Origin of the sequence: Pseudomonas sp. I8001, assembly GCF_013385345.1 — a bacterium.
Lineage (GTDB): Bacteria > Pseudomonadota > Gammaproteobacteria > Pseudomonadales > Pseudomonadaceae > Aquipseudomonas.
On the sequence record NZ_JACAQC010000048.1, the window covers coordinates 12490 to 28504 of the forward strand.

General features: G+C 62.0%; 15 protein-coding genes. 4 read left to right on the forward strand and 11 right to left on the reverse strand.

The features are described 5' to 3' along the window. Positions 1-154 precede the first annotated feature (154 nt). Both HX839_RS26780 and HX839_RS26785 read left to right on the forward strand, forming a co-directional pair. On the forward strand, positions 155-1405 hold the full coding sequence (locus tag HX839_RS26780; RefSeq protein WP_102368263.1) for an OprD family porin: 1251 nt from the start codon (positions 155-157) through the stop codon (positions 1403-1405). A 78-nt stretch (positions 1406-1483) separates the two neighbouring features. Further along, entirely contained in the window at positions 1484-2383 is a 900-nt protein-coding gene (locus HX839_RS26785) for a polysaccharide deacetylase family protein (RefSeq protein ID WP_166742188.1), read from the forward strand. On the opposite strand, the gene pcaC is transcribed toward HX839_RS26785, so the two are convergent. From pcaC to pcaR, 11 genes are all read right to left on the reverse strand, one after another. Next, on the reverse strand, positions 2380-2772 hold the full coding sequence (gene pcaC / locus HX839_RS26790; RefSeq protein WP_003219813.1) for a 4-carboxymuconolactone decarboxylase: 393 nt from the start codon (positions 2770-2772) through the stop codon (positions 2380-2382). The two genes, HX839_RS26785 and pcaC, sit on opposite strands and share 4 nt — an antisense overlap. Positions 2773-2959: 187 nt before the next feature. Continuing rightward, the gene (gene pcaD / locus HX839_RS26795) at positions 2960-3751 is read right to left on the reverse strand and encodes a 3-oxoadipate enol-lactonase (protein WP_177041982.1); all 792 of its coding nucleotides are present in this window, start codon (positions 3749-3751) and stop codon (positions 2960-2962) included. 10 nt (positions 3752-3761) lie between these two features. Beyond that, positions 3762-5126, reverse strand: a complete 1365-nt coding sequence (locus HX839_RS26800) for a 3-carboxy-cis,cis-muconate cycloisomerase (RefSeq protein WP_177067969.1) — start codon at positions 5124-5126, stop codon at positions 3762-3764. A 49-nt stretch (positions 5127-5175) separates the two neighbouring features. Continuing rightward, positions 5176-6471, reverse strand: coding sequence for an MFS family transporter (locus HX839_RS26805; RefSeq protein ID WP_003219818.1), 1296 nt, complete (start codon positions 6469-6471; stop codon positions 5176-5178). A gap of 180 nt (positions 6472-6651) precedes the next feature. Beyond that, entirely contained in the window at positions 6652-7218 is a 567-nt protein-coding gene (gene pcaG / locus HX839_RS26810; protein WP_003219820.1) for a protocatechuate 3,4-dioxygenase subunit alpha, read from the reverse strand. 1 nt (position 7219) lies between these two features. Further along, positions 7220-7924 carry a protocatechuate 3,4-dioxygenase subunit beta gene (pcaH, locus tag HX839_RS26815; protein WP_003219824.1) on the reverse strand — a complete coding sequence of 235 codons (705 nt, stop codon included), beginning with the start codon at positions 7922-7924 and terminating at the stop codon, positions 7220-7222. A gap of 28 nt (positions 7925-7952) precedes the next feature. Beyond that, positions 7953-9158: a 3-oxoadipyl-CoA thiolase gene (pcaF, locus tag HX839_RS26820; protein WP_177067970.1), complete on the reverse strand. Its 1206-nt coding sequence runs from the start codon at positions 9156-9158 to the stop codon at positions 7953-7955. Then, positions 9155-9937, reverse strand: a complete 783-nt coding sequence (locus HX839_RS26825) for a CoA-transferase subunit beta (protein WP_172834582.1) — start codon at positions 9935-9937, stop codon at positions 9155-9157. The genes pcaF and HX839_RS26825 overlap by 4 nt, the downstream gene beginning before the upstream one ends. Next, a complete protein-coding gene (locus tag HX839_RS26830; RefSeq protein WP_003219830.1) occupies positions 9934-10791 on the reverse strand; it encodes a CoA transferase subunit A in 858 nt (285 codons plus the stop codon). The genes HX839_RS26825 and HX839_RS26830 overlap by 4 nt, the downstream gene beginning before the upstream one ends. A 147-nt stretch (positions 10792-10938) precedes the next feature. After that, the gene (locus HX839_RS26835) at positions 10939-12285 is read right to left on the reverse strand and encodes an MFS transporter (protein ID WP_003219832.1); all 1347 of its coding nucleotides are present in this window, start codon (positions 12283-12285) and stop codon (positions 10939-10941) included. A gap of 148 nt (positions 12286-12433) precedes the next feature. Beyond that, positions 12434-13276: a pca regulon transcriptional regulator PcaR gene (gene pcaR, locus HX839_RS26840; protein ID WP_003219833.1), complete on the reverse strand. Its 843-nt coding sequence runs from the start codon at positions 13274-13276 to the stop codon at positions 12434-12436. A 667-nt stretch (positions 13277-13943) separates the two neighbouring features. Here pcaR and HX839_RS26845 point away from each other — a divergent pair. Together HX839_RS26845 and HX839_RS26850 are read left to right on the forward strand one after the other, a co-directional pair. Continuing rightward, the gene (locus HX839_RS26845) at positions 13944-14144 is read left to right on the forward strand and encodes a hypothetical protein (RefSeq protein WP_003219834.1); all 201 of its coding nucleotides are present in this window, start codon (positions 13944-13946) and stop codon (positions 14142-14144) included. A gap of 310 nt (positions 14145-14454) precedes the next feature. Beyond that, a complete protein-coding gene (locus HX839_RS26850) occupies positions 14455-15930 on the forward strand; it encodes an inorganic phosphate transporter (RefSeq protein ID WP_003219836.1) in 1476 nt (491 codons plus the stop codon). The last annotated feature ends 85 nt before the right edge of the window (positions 15931-16015 follow it).

Consider the following 16015-nt stretch of genomic DNA (forward strand, 5'->3'; position numbering starts at 1 on the left):
AAACCGCTTCCCGCCCAGGAAGCGGTTTTTTTACGCCCATGACTTTGCGTTCGATCATCGCCCACAACCCGCTCTCCCCCACTTTCATCGCCCCCGCACCGCCCCGCACCATGGCCGCCACCTGCATAACCCCAATAACAACAGGTCTGACACCATGAGCACTTTCGACCCGCGCCGGCTTTTGCTGGCAACCGCTGTCGCCAGCATTGCCCTCCCCGTTGTCGCTGAAGAACACGGCTTCCTGGAAGACGCCAGCGCCAACCTCAACCTGCGTAATTTCTTCTTCAACCGCAACTACACCAACCCCAGCAAGACCCAGGGCGGCGCACAGGAGTGGACGCAAAGCTTCATCCTCGACGCCAAATCCGGCTTCACCCAGGGCACCGTCGGTTTCGGCGTGGATGTACTGGGCCTGTACTCATTGAAGCTCGATGGCGGACGCGGCACGGGTGGCACCCAGCTGTTGCCGCTGGACCACGATGGCCGCCCGGCGGATGAATTCGGGCGTCTGGGCGTGGCGTTCAAGGCACGGGTTTCAAAGACAGAAGTGAAAGTCGGCGAATGGATGCCGGTGCTGCCGATCCTGCGGTCGGACGATGGCCGCTCGCTCCCGCAAACCCTGCGCGGCGGGCAAATCACCTCCAAGGAAATCGACGGCCTGACCCTGTACGGCGGCCAGTTCCGCGCCAACAGCCCACGGGACGACAGCAGCATGACCGACATGTCCATGTTCGGGAAAACCGCGTTCACCTCCGACCGCTTCAACTTCCAGGGCGGCGAATATGCCTTCAACGACAAACGCACCCAGGTCGGTGTGTGGAACGCCCAACTCAAGGACATCTACAGCCAGCAATACCTCAACCTGATCCACAGCCAACCGGTGGGCGACTGGACCCTGGGCGCCAACCTCGGGTTCTTCTATGGCAAGGACGACGGCAGCGCCCGCGCCGGAGACCTCGATAACAAGACCTGGTCCGGACTGTTCTCGGCCCGATACGGCGGCAACACGTTCTACGTCGGCCTGCAAAAACTCACCGGCAACAGCGCCTGGATGCGCGTCAACGGCACCAGCGGCGGCACCCTGGCCAACGACAGCTACAACGCCAGCTACGACAACGCCCAGGAAAAATCCTGGCAGGTACGCCATGACTATAACTTCGCCGCCCTGGGTATTCCGGGCCTCACGCTGATGAACCGCTACATCAGTGGCAGCAACGTACACAGCGGCACAGTGACCGATGGCAAGGAATGGGGACGGGAAAGTGAAGTGGCCTACGTGGTGCAGAGCGGAGCGCTGAAGAATCTCAATGTGCGCTGGCGTAACTCCAGCATGCGCCGGGACTACAACAACAACGAGTTTGATGAAAACCGGTTGATCGTCAGTTACCCGATAAGCCTGCTGTAAAGCCTCGACAGTCTTGTTGTATGGTGCGCGCGTGTCATGGATGACCCGCCCCAGCAGCCAATGTCATTCGAGTCCGCCATGAAACACTTCGCCACCGTATCGGCCGCACTAGCCCTGGCCCTGAGCCTCAGCGGTTGCATCGGCCCGCCCCTGGCGCTGACACCGCAAACCGAACAACGCCTGAAAACCGAGGCGCCGATCCGCTTTTTGCTGACCTTCGATGACGGCCCCAGCGCCTCGGGCTTCATGAACCCCAGCCGTTCGGTGATGGCGGACCTGGCGAACAACCCGATACAGCCGGGGATCAAGGCGGTGTTCTTCCTGCAGACCGAGGCGCCCCGCTCCGGCGGCAACCCGCGGGGCTACAAGACCATGGAGCGCGAATACGCGGCCGGCCATATCCTGGGCTTCCACACCGCGACCCCGTGGCACAGCAACCATCGCTTGCAGAATCCGGCTGAACTGGAGCACTACCTCAGCCTGGGTTCGTCGACCCTCACCTCCATCACCGGCCAACCGCCCACACTGGTACGCCCGCCGTTCTGGAACTACGACAAGCGCACCTTCGCCGCCTATCAGCAACACGGCATGCATGTGTTGCTGACCGACCTGAGTGCAAACGATGGGGTGATCTGGGTGTTCAACGGCAGCCCGCGTCGACGGGAAAACCTGATACGCCAACTCTCTGTGGTACGCGAGCGCATCGCCAAAGGCGAATTACCGACGGTGGACGGCGTGATCCCGGTGGTGGTGACCTTCCACGATATCAACCGCTACACCGCCTGGCACTTGAAGGAATACCTGCAAATCCTGCTGGACAGCGCCCATATCAATGGCGTGCCCCTCGCCACACAGCCTTTCTACACCGACCGGGCAACCTTGCAGCGAGCCGCCATGGCCCGCACGGTAAAAAGCGCCGACGAAGTCGTGCACCTGCCAGGTGTGTGGAATTGGGTGTGGGACGCTGACTCGCACTAGGCGCGCGACTCTACCCCCAACTCATCCCACACCGACTCGGCCAAGTGAAACGTCGCATTCGCCGCCGGGATCCCGCAATAGATCGCGCTCTGCATCAGCACTTCCTTGATCTCGGCGCGGGTCACACCGTTGCTCGCGGCGGCGCGCAGGTGCAGCTTCAGCTCTTCGCTGCGGTTCATGCCGATGAGCATGGCGATGGTGATCAGGCTGCGGGTATGCCGCGGCAGCCCCGGGCGGGTCCAGATATCACCCCAGGCATGGCGGGTGATCATTTCCTGGAACTCGCTGTTGAACTCGGTCAGGGCGTTGAGGCTGCGGTCGACGTGGGCGTCGCCCAGCACTTCGCGGCGCACTTGCAGGCCTTCGGCATAACGTTGTTTCTCGTCCACAAAACGCTCCTCATGCAACGGTGACGACAGGCACATACCTGTGGCGAGGGAGCTTGCTCCCGTTGGGTCGCGCAGCGACCCCAGTGAGGCCGCTGCAGGGTTTTACAAATAGTTGGGTTGCGGCTGCTCAGGGGCTGCTACGCAGCCCAACGGGAGCAAGCTCCCTCGCCACAGGGTTCAGCGATACTCAGCGCGATAGCAGAAATTCCAGCACACGGTCGCTGAACACCGCACCGGCTTGCACGTTGGACAAGTGCGCGGCATAGAACTCGGCATACTCGGCGCCCTGCACATGCGCCTGGATAAAGTGCCCACCCGCCGGCGGCGTCACCGCATCTTCGCTGCCTGCGATCACCAGGGTCGGCACCTTGATCGACGCCAGTTGCTCGCGGAAATCCGCGTCGCGCACGGCCGCGCAGTTTGCGGCATAACCCTGGGGATCAGTCGCCGCCAGCATATCGGTGATCAGCTTGGCCTGGTCAGGATGAGCCTCGGCGAAGTCGGCGGTGAACCAGCGGGCAATTGACGCATCACGCAGGGCAACCATCGCGGCCGCACCGTCGCGCAGGACCATCTCGATCCGCGGGTTCCAGATCTCCGGCGTGCCGATCTTCGCGGCGGTGTTGCACACCACCAGCCGGCGCAAACGCTCACCCGCGTTGATCCCCAGCCACTGGCCGATCAGGCCGCCCATGGACAACCCGCAGAAATGCGCGCGCTCGATCTGCAACGCATCCAGCAGCGCCAACACGTCACGGCCCAACTGCTCGATGCTGTAGGGGCCTTCGGTGACCAGCGACTTGCCATGGCCGCGGGTGTCGAAACGCAGCACCCGGAAGTACTGGGTGAACGCCTCGATCTGGATGTCCCACATATGCAGGTCGGTGCCCAGGGAGTTGGACAGCACCAGTACCGGTGCATCTTCGGGGCCATCGAGTTGGTAGTTCAGTTCGCCATCGGCGAGTTGTACAAATCCCACAGCAGCCTCCTCAGGCAGTCAAAGCAAAATGTTCGGCCACGGCCCGGGTGACCCAGGTGTGCGCCTGGCCCAGGTAGTGCGCCGGGTCCAGCAGGCGATCGAGTTCGGCCGCCGAAAGCTCGGCAGTCACTTGGGGTTCATCCCCCAGCACCGCCCGCAGGTGGCGCCCGTCGGCGACGGCGCGTTTGCAGCATTGTTCCAGCAGATGGTGCGCGGTTTCGCGGCCCAGGCGCTGGGCGAGGACGATGCTGACCGCTTCGGCCAGTACCAGGCCCTGGGTCAGATCAAGGTTTTGGACCATGCGCCGGGGGTCGACTTCCAGGCCTTCGCTGACCAGCAGCGCCTGATGCAATGCACCGGATACCAGCCGGCAAATCTCCGGCAGGGTTTCCCATTCGGCGTGCCACAGGCCCAGGCTGCGTTCGTGTTCCTGGGGCATCGCGCTGAACATCGTTGCCACCAGGCCGGGCACTCGCGTGGCAGCGCTGATCAGCACGGCAGCGCCCACCGGGTTGCGCTTGTGGGGCATGGTCGAAGAGCCGCCCTTGCCGGGGGCCGACGGCTCAAACACTTCCGCCGCTTCGGTCTGCATCAGCAGGCTGATGTCGCGGCCCAGCTTGCCGAGGCTGCCAGCGATCAAACCGAGCACCGAGGCAAACTCCACCAGGCGGTCGCGCTGGGTGTGCCAGGGTTGCTCCGGCAGGCCCAACTGCAACTCGGCGGCCAGTGCTTGCGCCAACGGCATCGCCTGTTCGCCGAGGGCCGCCAGGGTTCCGGACGCACCGCCAAATTGCAGCACCAGCAAACGCGGCTTGAGCTCACTGAGGCGCTGCCGGTTGCGGGTGACTGCGCCGAGCCAGCCGGCGATCTTCATGCCCAGCGTGACCGGCGTTGCATGCTGCAGCCAGGTCCGGCCCGCCAAAGGAGTTGTCCCGTAACGCTGGGCCTGGGCGGCAAGAATGTCCCCCAACCGCGCCAGATCATGTTCGATCAGCTCGACCGCACTGCGCAGTTGCAGCACCAGGCCGGTGTCCATCACATCCTGGCTGGTAGCGCCCAGATGCACATAACGTTCGGCGCCGGCATCTTCGCTGGCGATCAACTTGCCGAGGGCCTTGACCAACGGAATCGCAGAGTTGCCTGCGGTGGCGATGGCGTCGCCGAGGGCATCTACGTCGTAGAGAGAAGCCAGGCAGGCCTGGGCAATGGGCGCGACGGCCGCTTGCGGGATCAACCCGACCTGAGCCTCAGCCCGGGCCAGCGCCGCTTCGAAATCCAGCATGCCCTGCAAACGCCCCTGGTCGCAGAACACTTCGGCCATGCCGTTGGCGGTGAAGTAGGCGTCGAACAGTTGGTTGCTCGTGCGCATCGTCATAACACATCCCTAGGTGGCGCATACCCGGCAACGGGCATGCGCCAGCCGGTTACAGATCGTGGTGCAAATACGCCGCCTCTTTGGGCAGGCGCAAGCTGAACAGGAACGCCACCGCCATCATCGCCGTGACGTACCAGTAGAAGGTGTTCTCCATGCCCATGGACTTGAGCCCCAAGGCCACATATTCCGCCGAACCGCCGAAGATCGCGTTCGCCACCGCATACGCCAGGCCCACGCCCAGTGCGCGTACTTGTGGCGGGAACATTTCGGCTTTCACCAGGCCGCTGATGGAGGTGTAGAAGCTCACGATGGCCAGGGCCAGGGTGATCAGCACAAAAGCCAGGAACGGGCTGCTGACGGTTTTCAGGGTCAACAGGATTGGTACAGTGCACAGCGTGCCCAGGGCGCCGAACCACAGCATCGAGTTACGGCGGCCAATCTTGTCCGCCAGCATGCCGAACACCGGCTGCATGCACATGTAGAAGAACAGCGCGCCGGTCATGATGTAGCTGGCGGTCTTGGCGTGCATCCCGGCGGTGTTCACCAGGTACTTCTGCATGTAGGTGGTGAACGTGTAGAAAATCAGCGAGCCGCCGGCGGTGTAGCCGAGCACGGTGATAAACGCCGCCTTGTGATCGCGGAACAGCGCGGCAATGCTGCCGGCGTCCTTGTCTTCACGCATTTCCTTGCTGGTGGTTTCTTTCAGGGTGCGACGCAGCAACAGCGAGATCACCGCCGCAATGGCGCCGATCACAAACGGAATGCGCCAGCCCCAGGCCCGCAGTTCTTCTTCGGTGAGGATCTGTTGCAGGATCACCACCACCAACACCGCCAGCAGTTGCCCGCCGATCAGGGTCACGTACTGGAACGAGGCGAAGAACCCGCGCTGGCCCTTGAGGGCGACTTCACTCATGTAGGTGGCGGTGGTGCCGTATTCGCCGCCGACCGACAGGCCCTGGAACAACCGGGCGACCAACAGCAGGGCCGGGGCCCAGGCGCCGATGTCTTTGTAGGTGGGCAAAAAGGCGATGACCAGGGAACCGGCGCACATCATCAGCACCGAGATCATCATGGAATTCTTGCGACCGTGTTTATCCGCCACCCGGCCGAACAGCCAGCCGCCGATAGGGCGCATCAGGAAGCCGGCGGCGAACACGCCGGCGGTGTTCAGCAGTTGCACGGTGGGGTCGTCCGACGGGAAAAACGCCGGGGCGAAATAGATGGCGCAGAAGGCATAGACGTAGAAGTCGAACCATTCGACGAGGTTGCCGGAAGAGGCACCGACAATCGCAAAAATCCTTTTGCTGCGTTCTTCTCCGGTGTAGTGGCTGGTTTTTGTTGTCATGTTTTTTCACTCAGTGGGAACGGTTATAGCCTAGACATACTTTGCAACAACCATGTTCCGCAAGCAGACTTTTGGATATTTGTTGCCTGGGCCGGCCTCATCGCGGGCAAGCCCGGCTCCCACATTTGGAATGCATTCCCCTGTGGGAGCTGGCTTGCCTGCTATAGATCCGCAGCCCACTCAATAATCGAAGAACACCGTCTCTTCGTCTGTGCCCTGCAAAATCACATTCCACTGATACACACCCGCAGCATCCGCCTTGGCGATCAACGTGCGGCGGCGCTCCTGCGGCACACACGCCAGCAGCGCGTCATCCCCATTCGCCGCTTCACCGTCAAAGTAAATCCGCGTCAGCAGGTGCTTCACCAGCCCACGGGCAAACACCAGCACCACCAGGTGCGGCGCCTGGGTCGTGCCCTTCAACCCCGGCACACTGCCCGGCTTGATGGTGGTAAAGCGAAAACGCCCTTCAGCGTCCACCGGCACCCGGCCAAAGCCTTCGAAGTTCGGGTCCACCGGTTTGTCCTGCTCATCCTCGGGATGGTCGTACTTGCCGGCCGCATTGGCCTGCCAGACTTCCAGCATGGCGTCGTTGACCACATCGCCATTGCCATCCACCACCTGCCCGGTGATCGCCACGCGCTCGCCGAGGGTGGCCGCAACGGTCAGGTCTTCGCGGTTCAGCCAGGTCAGGCCAATGTGGTAATACGGCCCGACGGTGTGGGAAGTAGTCGCGTTGAGGCTCATCTCATTTCTCCATCGGCGTGGCGTCGCGGCCGCGCAGGACGATGTCCCAGCGGTAGCCGAGGGCATAGTGCGGAATGGTTTTTTCCAGATCGAACGAGGCGATCAGGCGCTCCTTGGCCGACGTGTCCGGGACGCAGTTGTAGATCGGGTCATAGGCCAGCAGCGGGTCACCGGGGAAATACATCTGCGTCACCAACCGCGTCAGCACACTCGGGCCGAACAGCGAGAAGTGGATGTGCGCCGGGCGCCACGCGTTGTGGTGATTGCCCCACGGGTAGGCGCCGGGCTTGATGGTCTGGAACTGGTACCAGCCGTCGGCGTCGGTGACGGTACGCCCGGTGCCGGTGAAGTTCGGGTCCAGCGGTGCGTCGTGCTGGTCGCGCTTGTGGTTGTAGCGGCCGGCAGCGTTGGCCTGCCAGATTTCCACGAGGATGCCGGGAACGGGCAGGCCGTTTTCATCCAGCACGCGCCCGTGAATGATGATGCGTTCGCCCTGGGGCTCGCCTTCGTGCTGGGCGGTCAGGTCGTTGTCCTTCTCGTTGACGCGCTCGGCGCCGATGGTCGGGCCGGTGATTTCCGACAGGGAATGGGGCAGGAACACCAACGGCTTGGACGGCGAACGCAGGTTCGTCGACTGGTAGGCCGGGTGCAGGTAATCAGGCTGAGTACCCGCTTGCGGGCGCCGGTATCCGGGCTTGTCACTCATGGAGCAATCCTCTTTATTCTTGTGGGTCTCAAACGCGTTCGATTGCCAGGGCCAGGCCTTGGCCCACACCGACGCACATGGTCGCCAGGCCTTTGCTGCCACCGGTTTTTTCCAGCTGATGCAGCGCGGTCAGTACCAGGCGCGCACCGCTCATGCCCAGCGGATGGCCAAGGGCAATCGCGCCGCCGTTCGGGTTGACCTGCGGTGCGTCGTCGGCAATCCCCAGTTCACGCAGCACGGCCAGGCCCTGGCTGGCGAAGGCTTCGTTGAGTTCGATCACATCGAAATCAGTTACCGCCAGGCCCAGGCGCTCCACCAGTTTGCGCACCGCCGGCACCGGGCCGATGCCCATCACACGCGGCGCCACACCGGCGCTGGCCATGCCCAGCACCCGGGCGCGGGCGGTCAGGCCGTGTTTTTTGACGGCTTCAGCAGAGGCCAGAATCAGCGCGGCGGCACCATCGTTCACACCAGAGGCGTTGCCTGCGGTGACGGTCTTGTCCGGGCCGTTGACCGGCTTGAGTTTGGTCAGGGCTTCCAGGGTGGTATCGGCCCGCGGATGCTCGTCGTGCTCCACCACGGTTTCGCCTTTTTTGTGGGCGACACGCACCGGTACGATTTCTTCGGCGAAGAAACCGGCGGCCTGTGCAGCGGCCGTACGTTGCTGGCTGCGCAGGGCGAAGGCGTCCTGGTCGGCGCGGGAGATTTTATAGTCGTCGGCCACGTTGTCAGCGGTTTGCGGCATCGGGTCGACGCCGTACTGGGCCTTCATCAACGGATTGATAAAGCGCCAGCCGATGGTGGTGTCTTCCAGCTTCATGTTGCGCGAGAACGCCGCATCGGCCTTGCCCATCACGAACGGCGCGCGGGACATCGACTCGACGCCACCGGCAATCGCCAGTTCCATCTCGCCGCTGGCGATGGCGCGGAAGGCCGTGCCGATCGCGTCCATGCCCGAAGCGCACAGGCGGTTCAGGGTAACGCCGGGAATGCTCTCCGGAAGGCCCGCCAACAATGCCGCCATGCGCGCCACGTTGCGGTTGTCTTCGCCGGCCTGGTTGGCGCAGCCGAGGAACACTTCGTCCACCGCGCTCCACTCCACCGACGGGTTGCGCTCCATCAAGGCCTTGATCGGCAGTGCCGCGAGGTCATCGGCGCGCACGGTGGACAAGCCACCGCCAAAACGGCCGATGGGGGTACGAATGGCGTCACAGATAAATACGTCGCGCATCAGGCTTCTCCGGGGGCTTGGCCGTGGGCGGCAGCGGTGCGTGCCTCAAGGTCGCGCAGGGCAGTCAGTTCAATCTCGGTGGGTTCGGCGCTGGTGGTCACCTGGTCGGCAAAACGAATCGCCCAACCGGTGGCGGCCACTACTTGCTCACGGGTCACGCCGGGGTGCAGGGCGGTGACGACAAATTCGTGGCTGCCCTCCTCCGGCTCCATGATGCACAGGTCGGTAATAATCCCTACAGGACCGGCGCCTGGCAGACCCAGGCGTTTGCGCGAGTCACCGCCTTCGCCGTGGCCGACCGAAGTGATGAAGTCCAGCTTGTCGACAAACGAGCGGGCCGACTGCTTGAGGATGATCAGCACGCTCTTCGCGGAGCCGGCGATCTCCGGTGCGCCACCGGCACCTGGCAGGCGCACTTTGGGCTGGTGGTAGTCACCGACCACGGTGGTGTTGATATTGCCGAAACGGTCGACCTGGGCCGCGCCGAGGAAGCCGACGTCAATGCGACCGCCCTGCAGCCAGTAGCGAAAAATCTCACCGGTCGGCACCACGGTGTCAGCGGTTTCAGCCAGCTCGCCGTCACCGATGGACAGCGGCAGCACCGAAGGCTTGGCGCCAATCGGGCCGGACTCGTAAATCAGCACCACATCCGGCGACGATGTCAGGCGCGCTAGGTTGGCAGCCTTGGAGGGAAGGCCGATGCCGACGAAGCACACCGAACCGTTCTTCAGGCGGCGCGCGGCGGCGACGGTCATCATTTCGTTGGTCGAGTAAGCCATTATTTGGCCTCCTGCGCGGTGGCCAGCTTGGCCTGGAATTCACTGAAATTGGCGGTGCCGTGGATGTATTCGTTGATCCACGCAGTAAACGTCTCACGGTCCCGGGCGATGGGGTCCCAGGCCTGGTAGAAACGGTTGTCACGTTCGGTGTAACCGTGAGCGTAGGACGGATGCGCGCCACCCGGCACATGGCACACGGCAGTAAGGGCCCAGGTCGGCAGCACGCAGGCGTTCATCGGCGCGTTGAGGTCGTCGACGATTTCTTCAACGGTAACGATGCAGCGCTTGGCCGCCAGGGCCGCTTCCTTCTGCACCCCGAGGATGCCCCACAGCAGCACGTTGCCCTTGCGGTCAGCCTTTTGCGCGTGGATCACGGTGATGTCCGGGCGCACCGACGGCACGGCCGCCAGTACTTCACCGGTGAAGGGGCAGGTCACGGTCTTGATCAGCGGGTTGACCTTGGGCAGGTCGGAGCCGGCGTAGGCGCGCAACACCGCGAATGGCAGGCCGGAGGCACCGGCGACGTAGGCATTGGCCAGGTCGGCGTGGCTGTGCTCTTCGATCTCCAGCGGTTGCGGCCATTGCTTTTCAACGGCGTCCCGCAGGCGATGCAGGGAACCCACGCCCGGGTTGCCGCCCCAGGAGAAAATCAGCTTGCGTGCACAGCCGGCACCGATCAACTGGTCGTAGATCAGGTCAGGCGTCATGCGCACCAGCGTCAGGTCTTTCTTGCCCTGACGAATGATTTCATGACCTGCCGCCGTAGGAATCAGGTGAGTAAAGCCTTCGAGTGCAACGGTGTCGCCGTCATTCACGAACTGCTTTACCGCATCAGCCAGCGAAAGGATTTCAGCCATGGGGTGGGCTCCCGGTATCGATCGAAAAAGGCGCTGGAGGCAGCGCCGAAGTGCTTGAAGATTAAGCCGGGGGTCGGGGCCAAACAATCCGATAATCGACTGAGTGTTCGATTATCGAACGGATTGTTGTCTTGCTATCGGTCCGCTTCAGGTAGCGTCGGCATGGCTGACCATGCCCTTGATCACCACCGCGGTGGTGGCCAATGCCGCCGGGATCACCAGGGCGGTCAGCACCTGTTCGAAGTTCCAGCCCAGGCCCAGCAAGGTCGCGCCCATCCACGCCCCGAGGATCGCGCCAAAGCGGCCGATGCCGAGCATCCACGACACGCCCGTGGCGCGGCCCTGGGTCGGATAGAAACGTGCGGCCAGCGACGGCATCGCCGACTGCGCACCGTTGACACACATGCCGGCAATCAACACCAGAGTCGCCAGCAGCGTGATATTGCCTAGGCTCTGCCCCACCGCGTAGGCAAACACCCCGGCCAGCAGATAGAAAGTACCGATGACCTTGTGGGGATTGAACCGGTCCATCGCCCAGCCCACGCCGACCGCACTCAATACGCCGCCAAACTGGAACAACGCACCGATAAACGCGGCCTGTTCCATGCTGGCGCCGCTGTCGCGCATCAGGGTCGGCAGCCAACTGGTCAGCAGGTAAACAATCACCAGGCCCATGAAATACGTCAGCCACAACAGCAAGGTGCCGGCGCTGTAGGTGCCGGAGAAGATCACCGCGAACACGTTGCGCGCCTTGACGGTTTTCTGTTCGGGCACGCTGAAGCTCGAGGCCTGGGCGACGATGCCCGGCTCGATAGGCGCCAGGGTCTTGCGCACCTTGTCGGTGCCGCGATTGCGCACCACCAGGTAACGCGCCGACTCCGGCAGCCAGAACAGCAGCACCACCGCGAGGATCAGCGGCAACAGGCCGCCGATCATTAGCAGGCTGTGCCAGCCATACGCCGGGATCAGCTTGGCCGAGATAAACCCGCCACCGGCCATGCCCAGGTTGAAGCCGCAGAACATGCTGGTCACCAGCAGCGACTTATGGCGTTCCGGGGTGTATTCGGAGAGCAGTGTCGTGGCGTTCGGCATGCCGGCGCCCAGGCCGAGACCGGTGAGGAAGCGCAGGATCAGCAGTTGATCGACGTTGCTGCTGTAGGCCGAGGCCAGGCTGAAGGCCCCAAACACCAGCACCGCCCCCACCAGCACCACCTTGCGCCCGAAGCGGTCGGCGAGTGGGCCGGAGCCCAGGGCGCCGAAGACCATGCCGATCAACGCGGCGCTCATCACCGGGCCGAGGCTGGCGCGGTCGATGCCCCAGTCCTGGGACAGCGCCGGGGCGATAAAGCCCATGGCGGCGGTGTCGAGGCCGTCGAGGAAGACGATGAGAAAACACAGGATCACCACTCGCCACTGATACCGCGACAGCGGCTGGGCGTTGATGAAGGACTGAACGTCCAGGCAAGTACCGACAGCAGGTGAAGGCTGATTCATTATTTTTATTTCCACACCGATGGGCGGGCGAACGACCTTGAGTCGTCATTATTATTGGGGCGGCGCCTTGAAGCGCTGCCGCACATTAATAAGCCTTGGGAAACACCGTCAATTCATCCAGCCGGGATCTGTGCGGTCACCGAACAGCTTACGCAAACAGCTGCGCACTCAGCTCCTGGCTGGCACTGAGCATGCTCGGCAGGAAACGCTGCTCCAGCTCGCTGCGGCTGACCCGCCCGGCATGGGTGCTGACGTTCAGTGCCGCCAGGACCTGGCCCGAAGCGTCGTACACCGGCACGGCGATGGAACGCAGCCCTTGCTCCAGTTCCTGGTCGACAATGCACCAGCCTTGTTGCCGCACTTCCTGCAGGCATTCGAGCAAGGCTTGCGGGGTGGTGAGGGTGCGGCTGGTCTTGGTTTGCAGGTCGGCGTGGTCGAGGTAGTCCTGCAGCGAGGCGTCATCCAGCGCCGCCAGCAGGATACGGCCCATGGAGGTGCAGTAGGCCGGGAGACGGCCGCCCACGGAAAGGTCGACGGAAATCAGGCGTTGGGTGGTGGCGGAGCGGGCAATGTAGAGGATGTCATCACCTTCCAGGGTTGCCATGTTGCACGCCTCGTGGAGCTGCTCGCTCATGCGGTCCAGGTAAGGCTGCGCCGAAACGGCCAGGGGCGTGGACGACAGGTAAGCGTGGCCGAGGGTCAGCACCTTGGGCAACAGCGAATAGGTACGCCCGTCGGTGGTGGCGTAGCCGAGTTTGATCAGGGTATGCAGGCAACGGCGTACGGCAGCGCGGGGGATTTCCGTGCGGTGGCTGATCTGGGCGATGGTCAGGTGGCGCTTGCGCTCCTGGAATGCCTGCACCACGGCCAGGCCGCGTGCCAGGGAGGTCATGAAATCCGGATCACCGGTAAACGCCTGGATGCGCTTGGCCGGTGACGCAACGATCGGCGGCGCCACTGATGCGAAGGAGTTGCGCAATTGATCGTTCATTTGGGGTCCTTTCTCTTATTTTTAACCGCTGCGGGAGGGTGACCGCTATTACAAGCCGCCGTGCAATGGCTGCACAAGGCAGGGCAACCAACATTGGGCGATTATCGGACGGTCATTCGATTATCGCAATTTGTCACCGCCGACCGGTGCCGGAACCCCTCTACATCCATTTGAGTGCCTTTCAGAATCGACTGATGTACGAGAGAAGTTAAGGTTGATTAACGCCTGTAGAACATTGCACGATTTATGGCGCCAATAGTTCAGCAAATACCCCACACACCTGCGTAACAAAACCCTCACACAAAGTTGACGATTTTTAACTTGTTGGCGATAGTGTTATTCAAGCGCGTGGCTATAATGCATCCTGTGCAGGAGCCAGCCTCGCCTGACCCCGAGGATAGATTTCACCCAGTCGTGCACCGGCTGCGTGCAGGCTCCGCCGCAAGTACCTGACACACATTTCGAATGCCTGCCAACTGCTTGTGGCTGTGACAAGAAAACTGTTGCTACGACAACTGCTCTTCTCCGGTATCGTGGCCGCGTGCAATAAAGAAGTGGTTTTTCCTGTATACCTTTCCACGCTGATCTTCAGATTGACGGTATACCGGGGGCGACTTCCCGGCATCGCGTTTCGCCGGAATCAAACTCAACTCAATTAGGTAACAATGTGACGAAAGACGAACTGCGCGCGGAACTTGAGCGCCAGGAACAACGTTACAAGGATGTTTACGGCGGGGAAGTCACCACCTACGCCGCCCAGCCAGAACCTGAACGCAAGCCATGGCGCAAACGAGCCAGCCTGCTCGACCAGGCCTTTGCCCAGGAAATCCAAAAGATTGAACAGGACCTCAAAGCCGAAGAGCCATAAGCGTTTCGGGTTGAGCTTCCAAAGGTGCCATCTCTCTGCCAGTACCACGCTGGTGGAGGGAAGCCCGTTATGTGGCCTTAGCGAAATTTCATACGATTGTTTCAGTTATTCCCTTCCGGCGCTTTATCCCGCGAATTTGATGGATCCTCCATATAAATCAATCACTTGCCAAAGCCCCGAAAACACCGGGATGCACGCCTCCCCCCCATTTTTTTTCGTTGAAGAATGTTACCGATGAGCAGCTAGTGCATTGATTACCGATGTTTTCTGGCATAATCGCGCCCCCTTACGACCGGGTCAGAAAACCTTCATGATCGATTTATTCAGCGGACTGGATGCTTGGGTTCTAGTGAGCCTGTTGCTCGCCCTGGCCTTTGTCCTCGCCTTCGAGTTCATCAATGGCTTTCATGACACCGCTAACGCGGTTGCCACAGTCATCTATACCAAAGCCATGCCTCCGCATCTGGCCGTGTTCTTCTCCGGGGTGTTCAACTTCCTCGGCGTGTTGCTCGGTGGGGTCGGTGTTGCGTATGCCATCGTGCACCTGCTGCCGGTGGAGTTGCTGATCAATGTGAACACCGGCCACGGTCTGGCCATGGTCTTCTCATTATTGGCAGCGGCGATCACCTGGAACCTCGGCACCTGGTATTTCGGGATCCCGGCGTCCAGTTCCCACACCCTGATCGGTTCGATCCTCGGTGTCGGCCTGGCCAACGCCCTGATCAACGACATTCCCCTGGCTGACGGCGTCAACTGGCAGAAAGCGATCGATATCGGCGCTTCGCTGGTGTTCTCGCCGATGGCTGGTTTCGTGGTAGCCGCCCTGGTGCTGCTGGGCCTGAAATGGTGGCGCCCGCTGTCGAAGATGCACAAGACACCGGACCAGCGCCGCAAGCTCGACGACAAGAAGCACCCACCGTTCTGGAACCGCCTGGTCCTGGTGATTTCGGCGATGGCCGTGAGCTTCGTGCACGGTTCCAACGACGGGCAGAAAGGTATTGGCCTGATCATGCTGGTACTGATCGGTATCGTGCCGGCGCAGTTCGTACTGGACCTGGGCAGCACCACTTACCAGATCGAGCGCACCCGCGACGCCACGCTGCACTTGAATCAGTTCTACCAACGCAATCAAGAAACCCTCGGTGAGTTCCTGGCCCTGGGCAAAAGCGTGAAAGACGATTTGCCGGGCAAGTTCCAGTGCAATCCGCAGCAGACTGAACCGACGATCAACGCCCTGCTGGGGACCTTGAAAGGTGTCTCTGACTACCATTCGTTGACCGCCGAGCACCGGATTGAAGTGCGTCGTTATCTGTTGTGCCTGGATGACACCGCGAAGAAGGTGGGCAAGTTGCCAGGCCTGGATGCGCGTGAGAAGTCGGACCTGGACAAGTTGCGCAAGGACCTGACGGCGACCACCGAGTACGCGCCGTTCTGGGTGATCCTGGCGGTGGCACTGGCCTTGGGCCTGGGCACCATGGTGGGCTGGAAGCGTGTGGTGCTGACCATTGGTGAGAAGATCGGCAAGCAGGGCATGACGTATGCCCAGGGTATGTCGGCGCAGATCACCACGGCCAGCATGATTGGCTTGGCCAATATCTTCAGCTTGCCGGTTTCCACGACCCATGTGTTGTCTTCGGGTGTGGCGGGGACCATGGTGGCGAACAAGAGCGGGCTGCAAGGTGGCACCGTCAAGACCATTCTGATGGCTTGGGTGTTGACGCTGCCGGCGACTGTGGGCCTTTCGGCCGGGTTGTTCTGGTTGGCTTCCAAGGCTTTGGGTAGCTGACAGCTCTTGGGCTTGTGAAGAGGGTGCGACCTGTGAGGGTCGTGCCTTTTTTTATGGCTGGGGTTTGGGTGTATATCCGTTATTT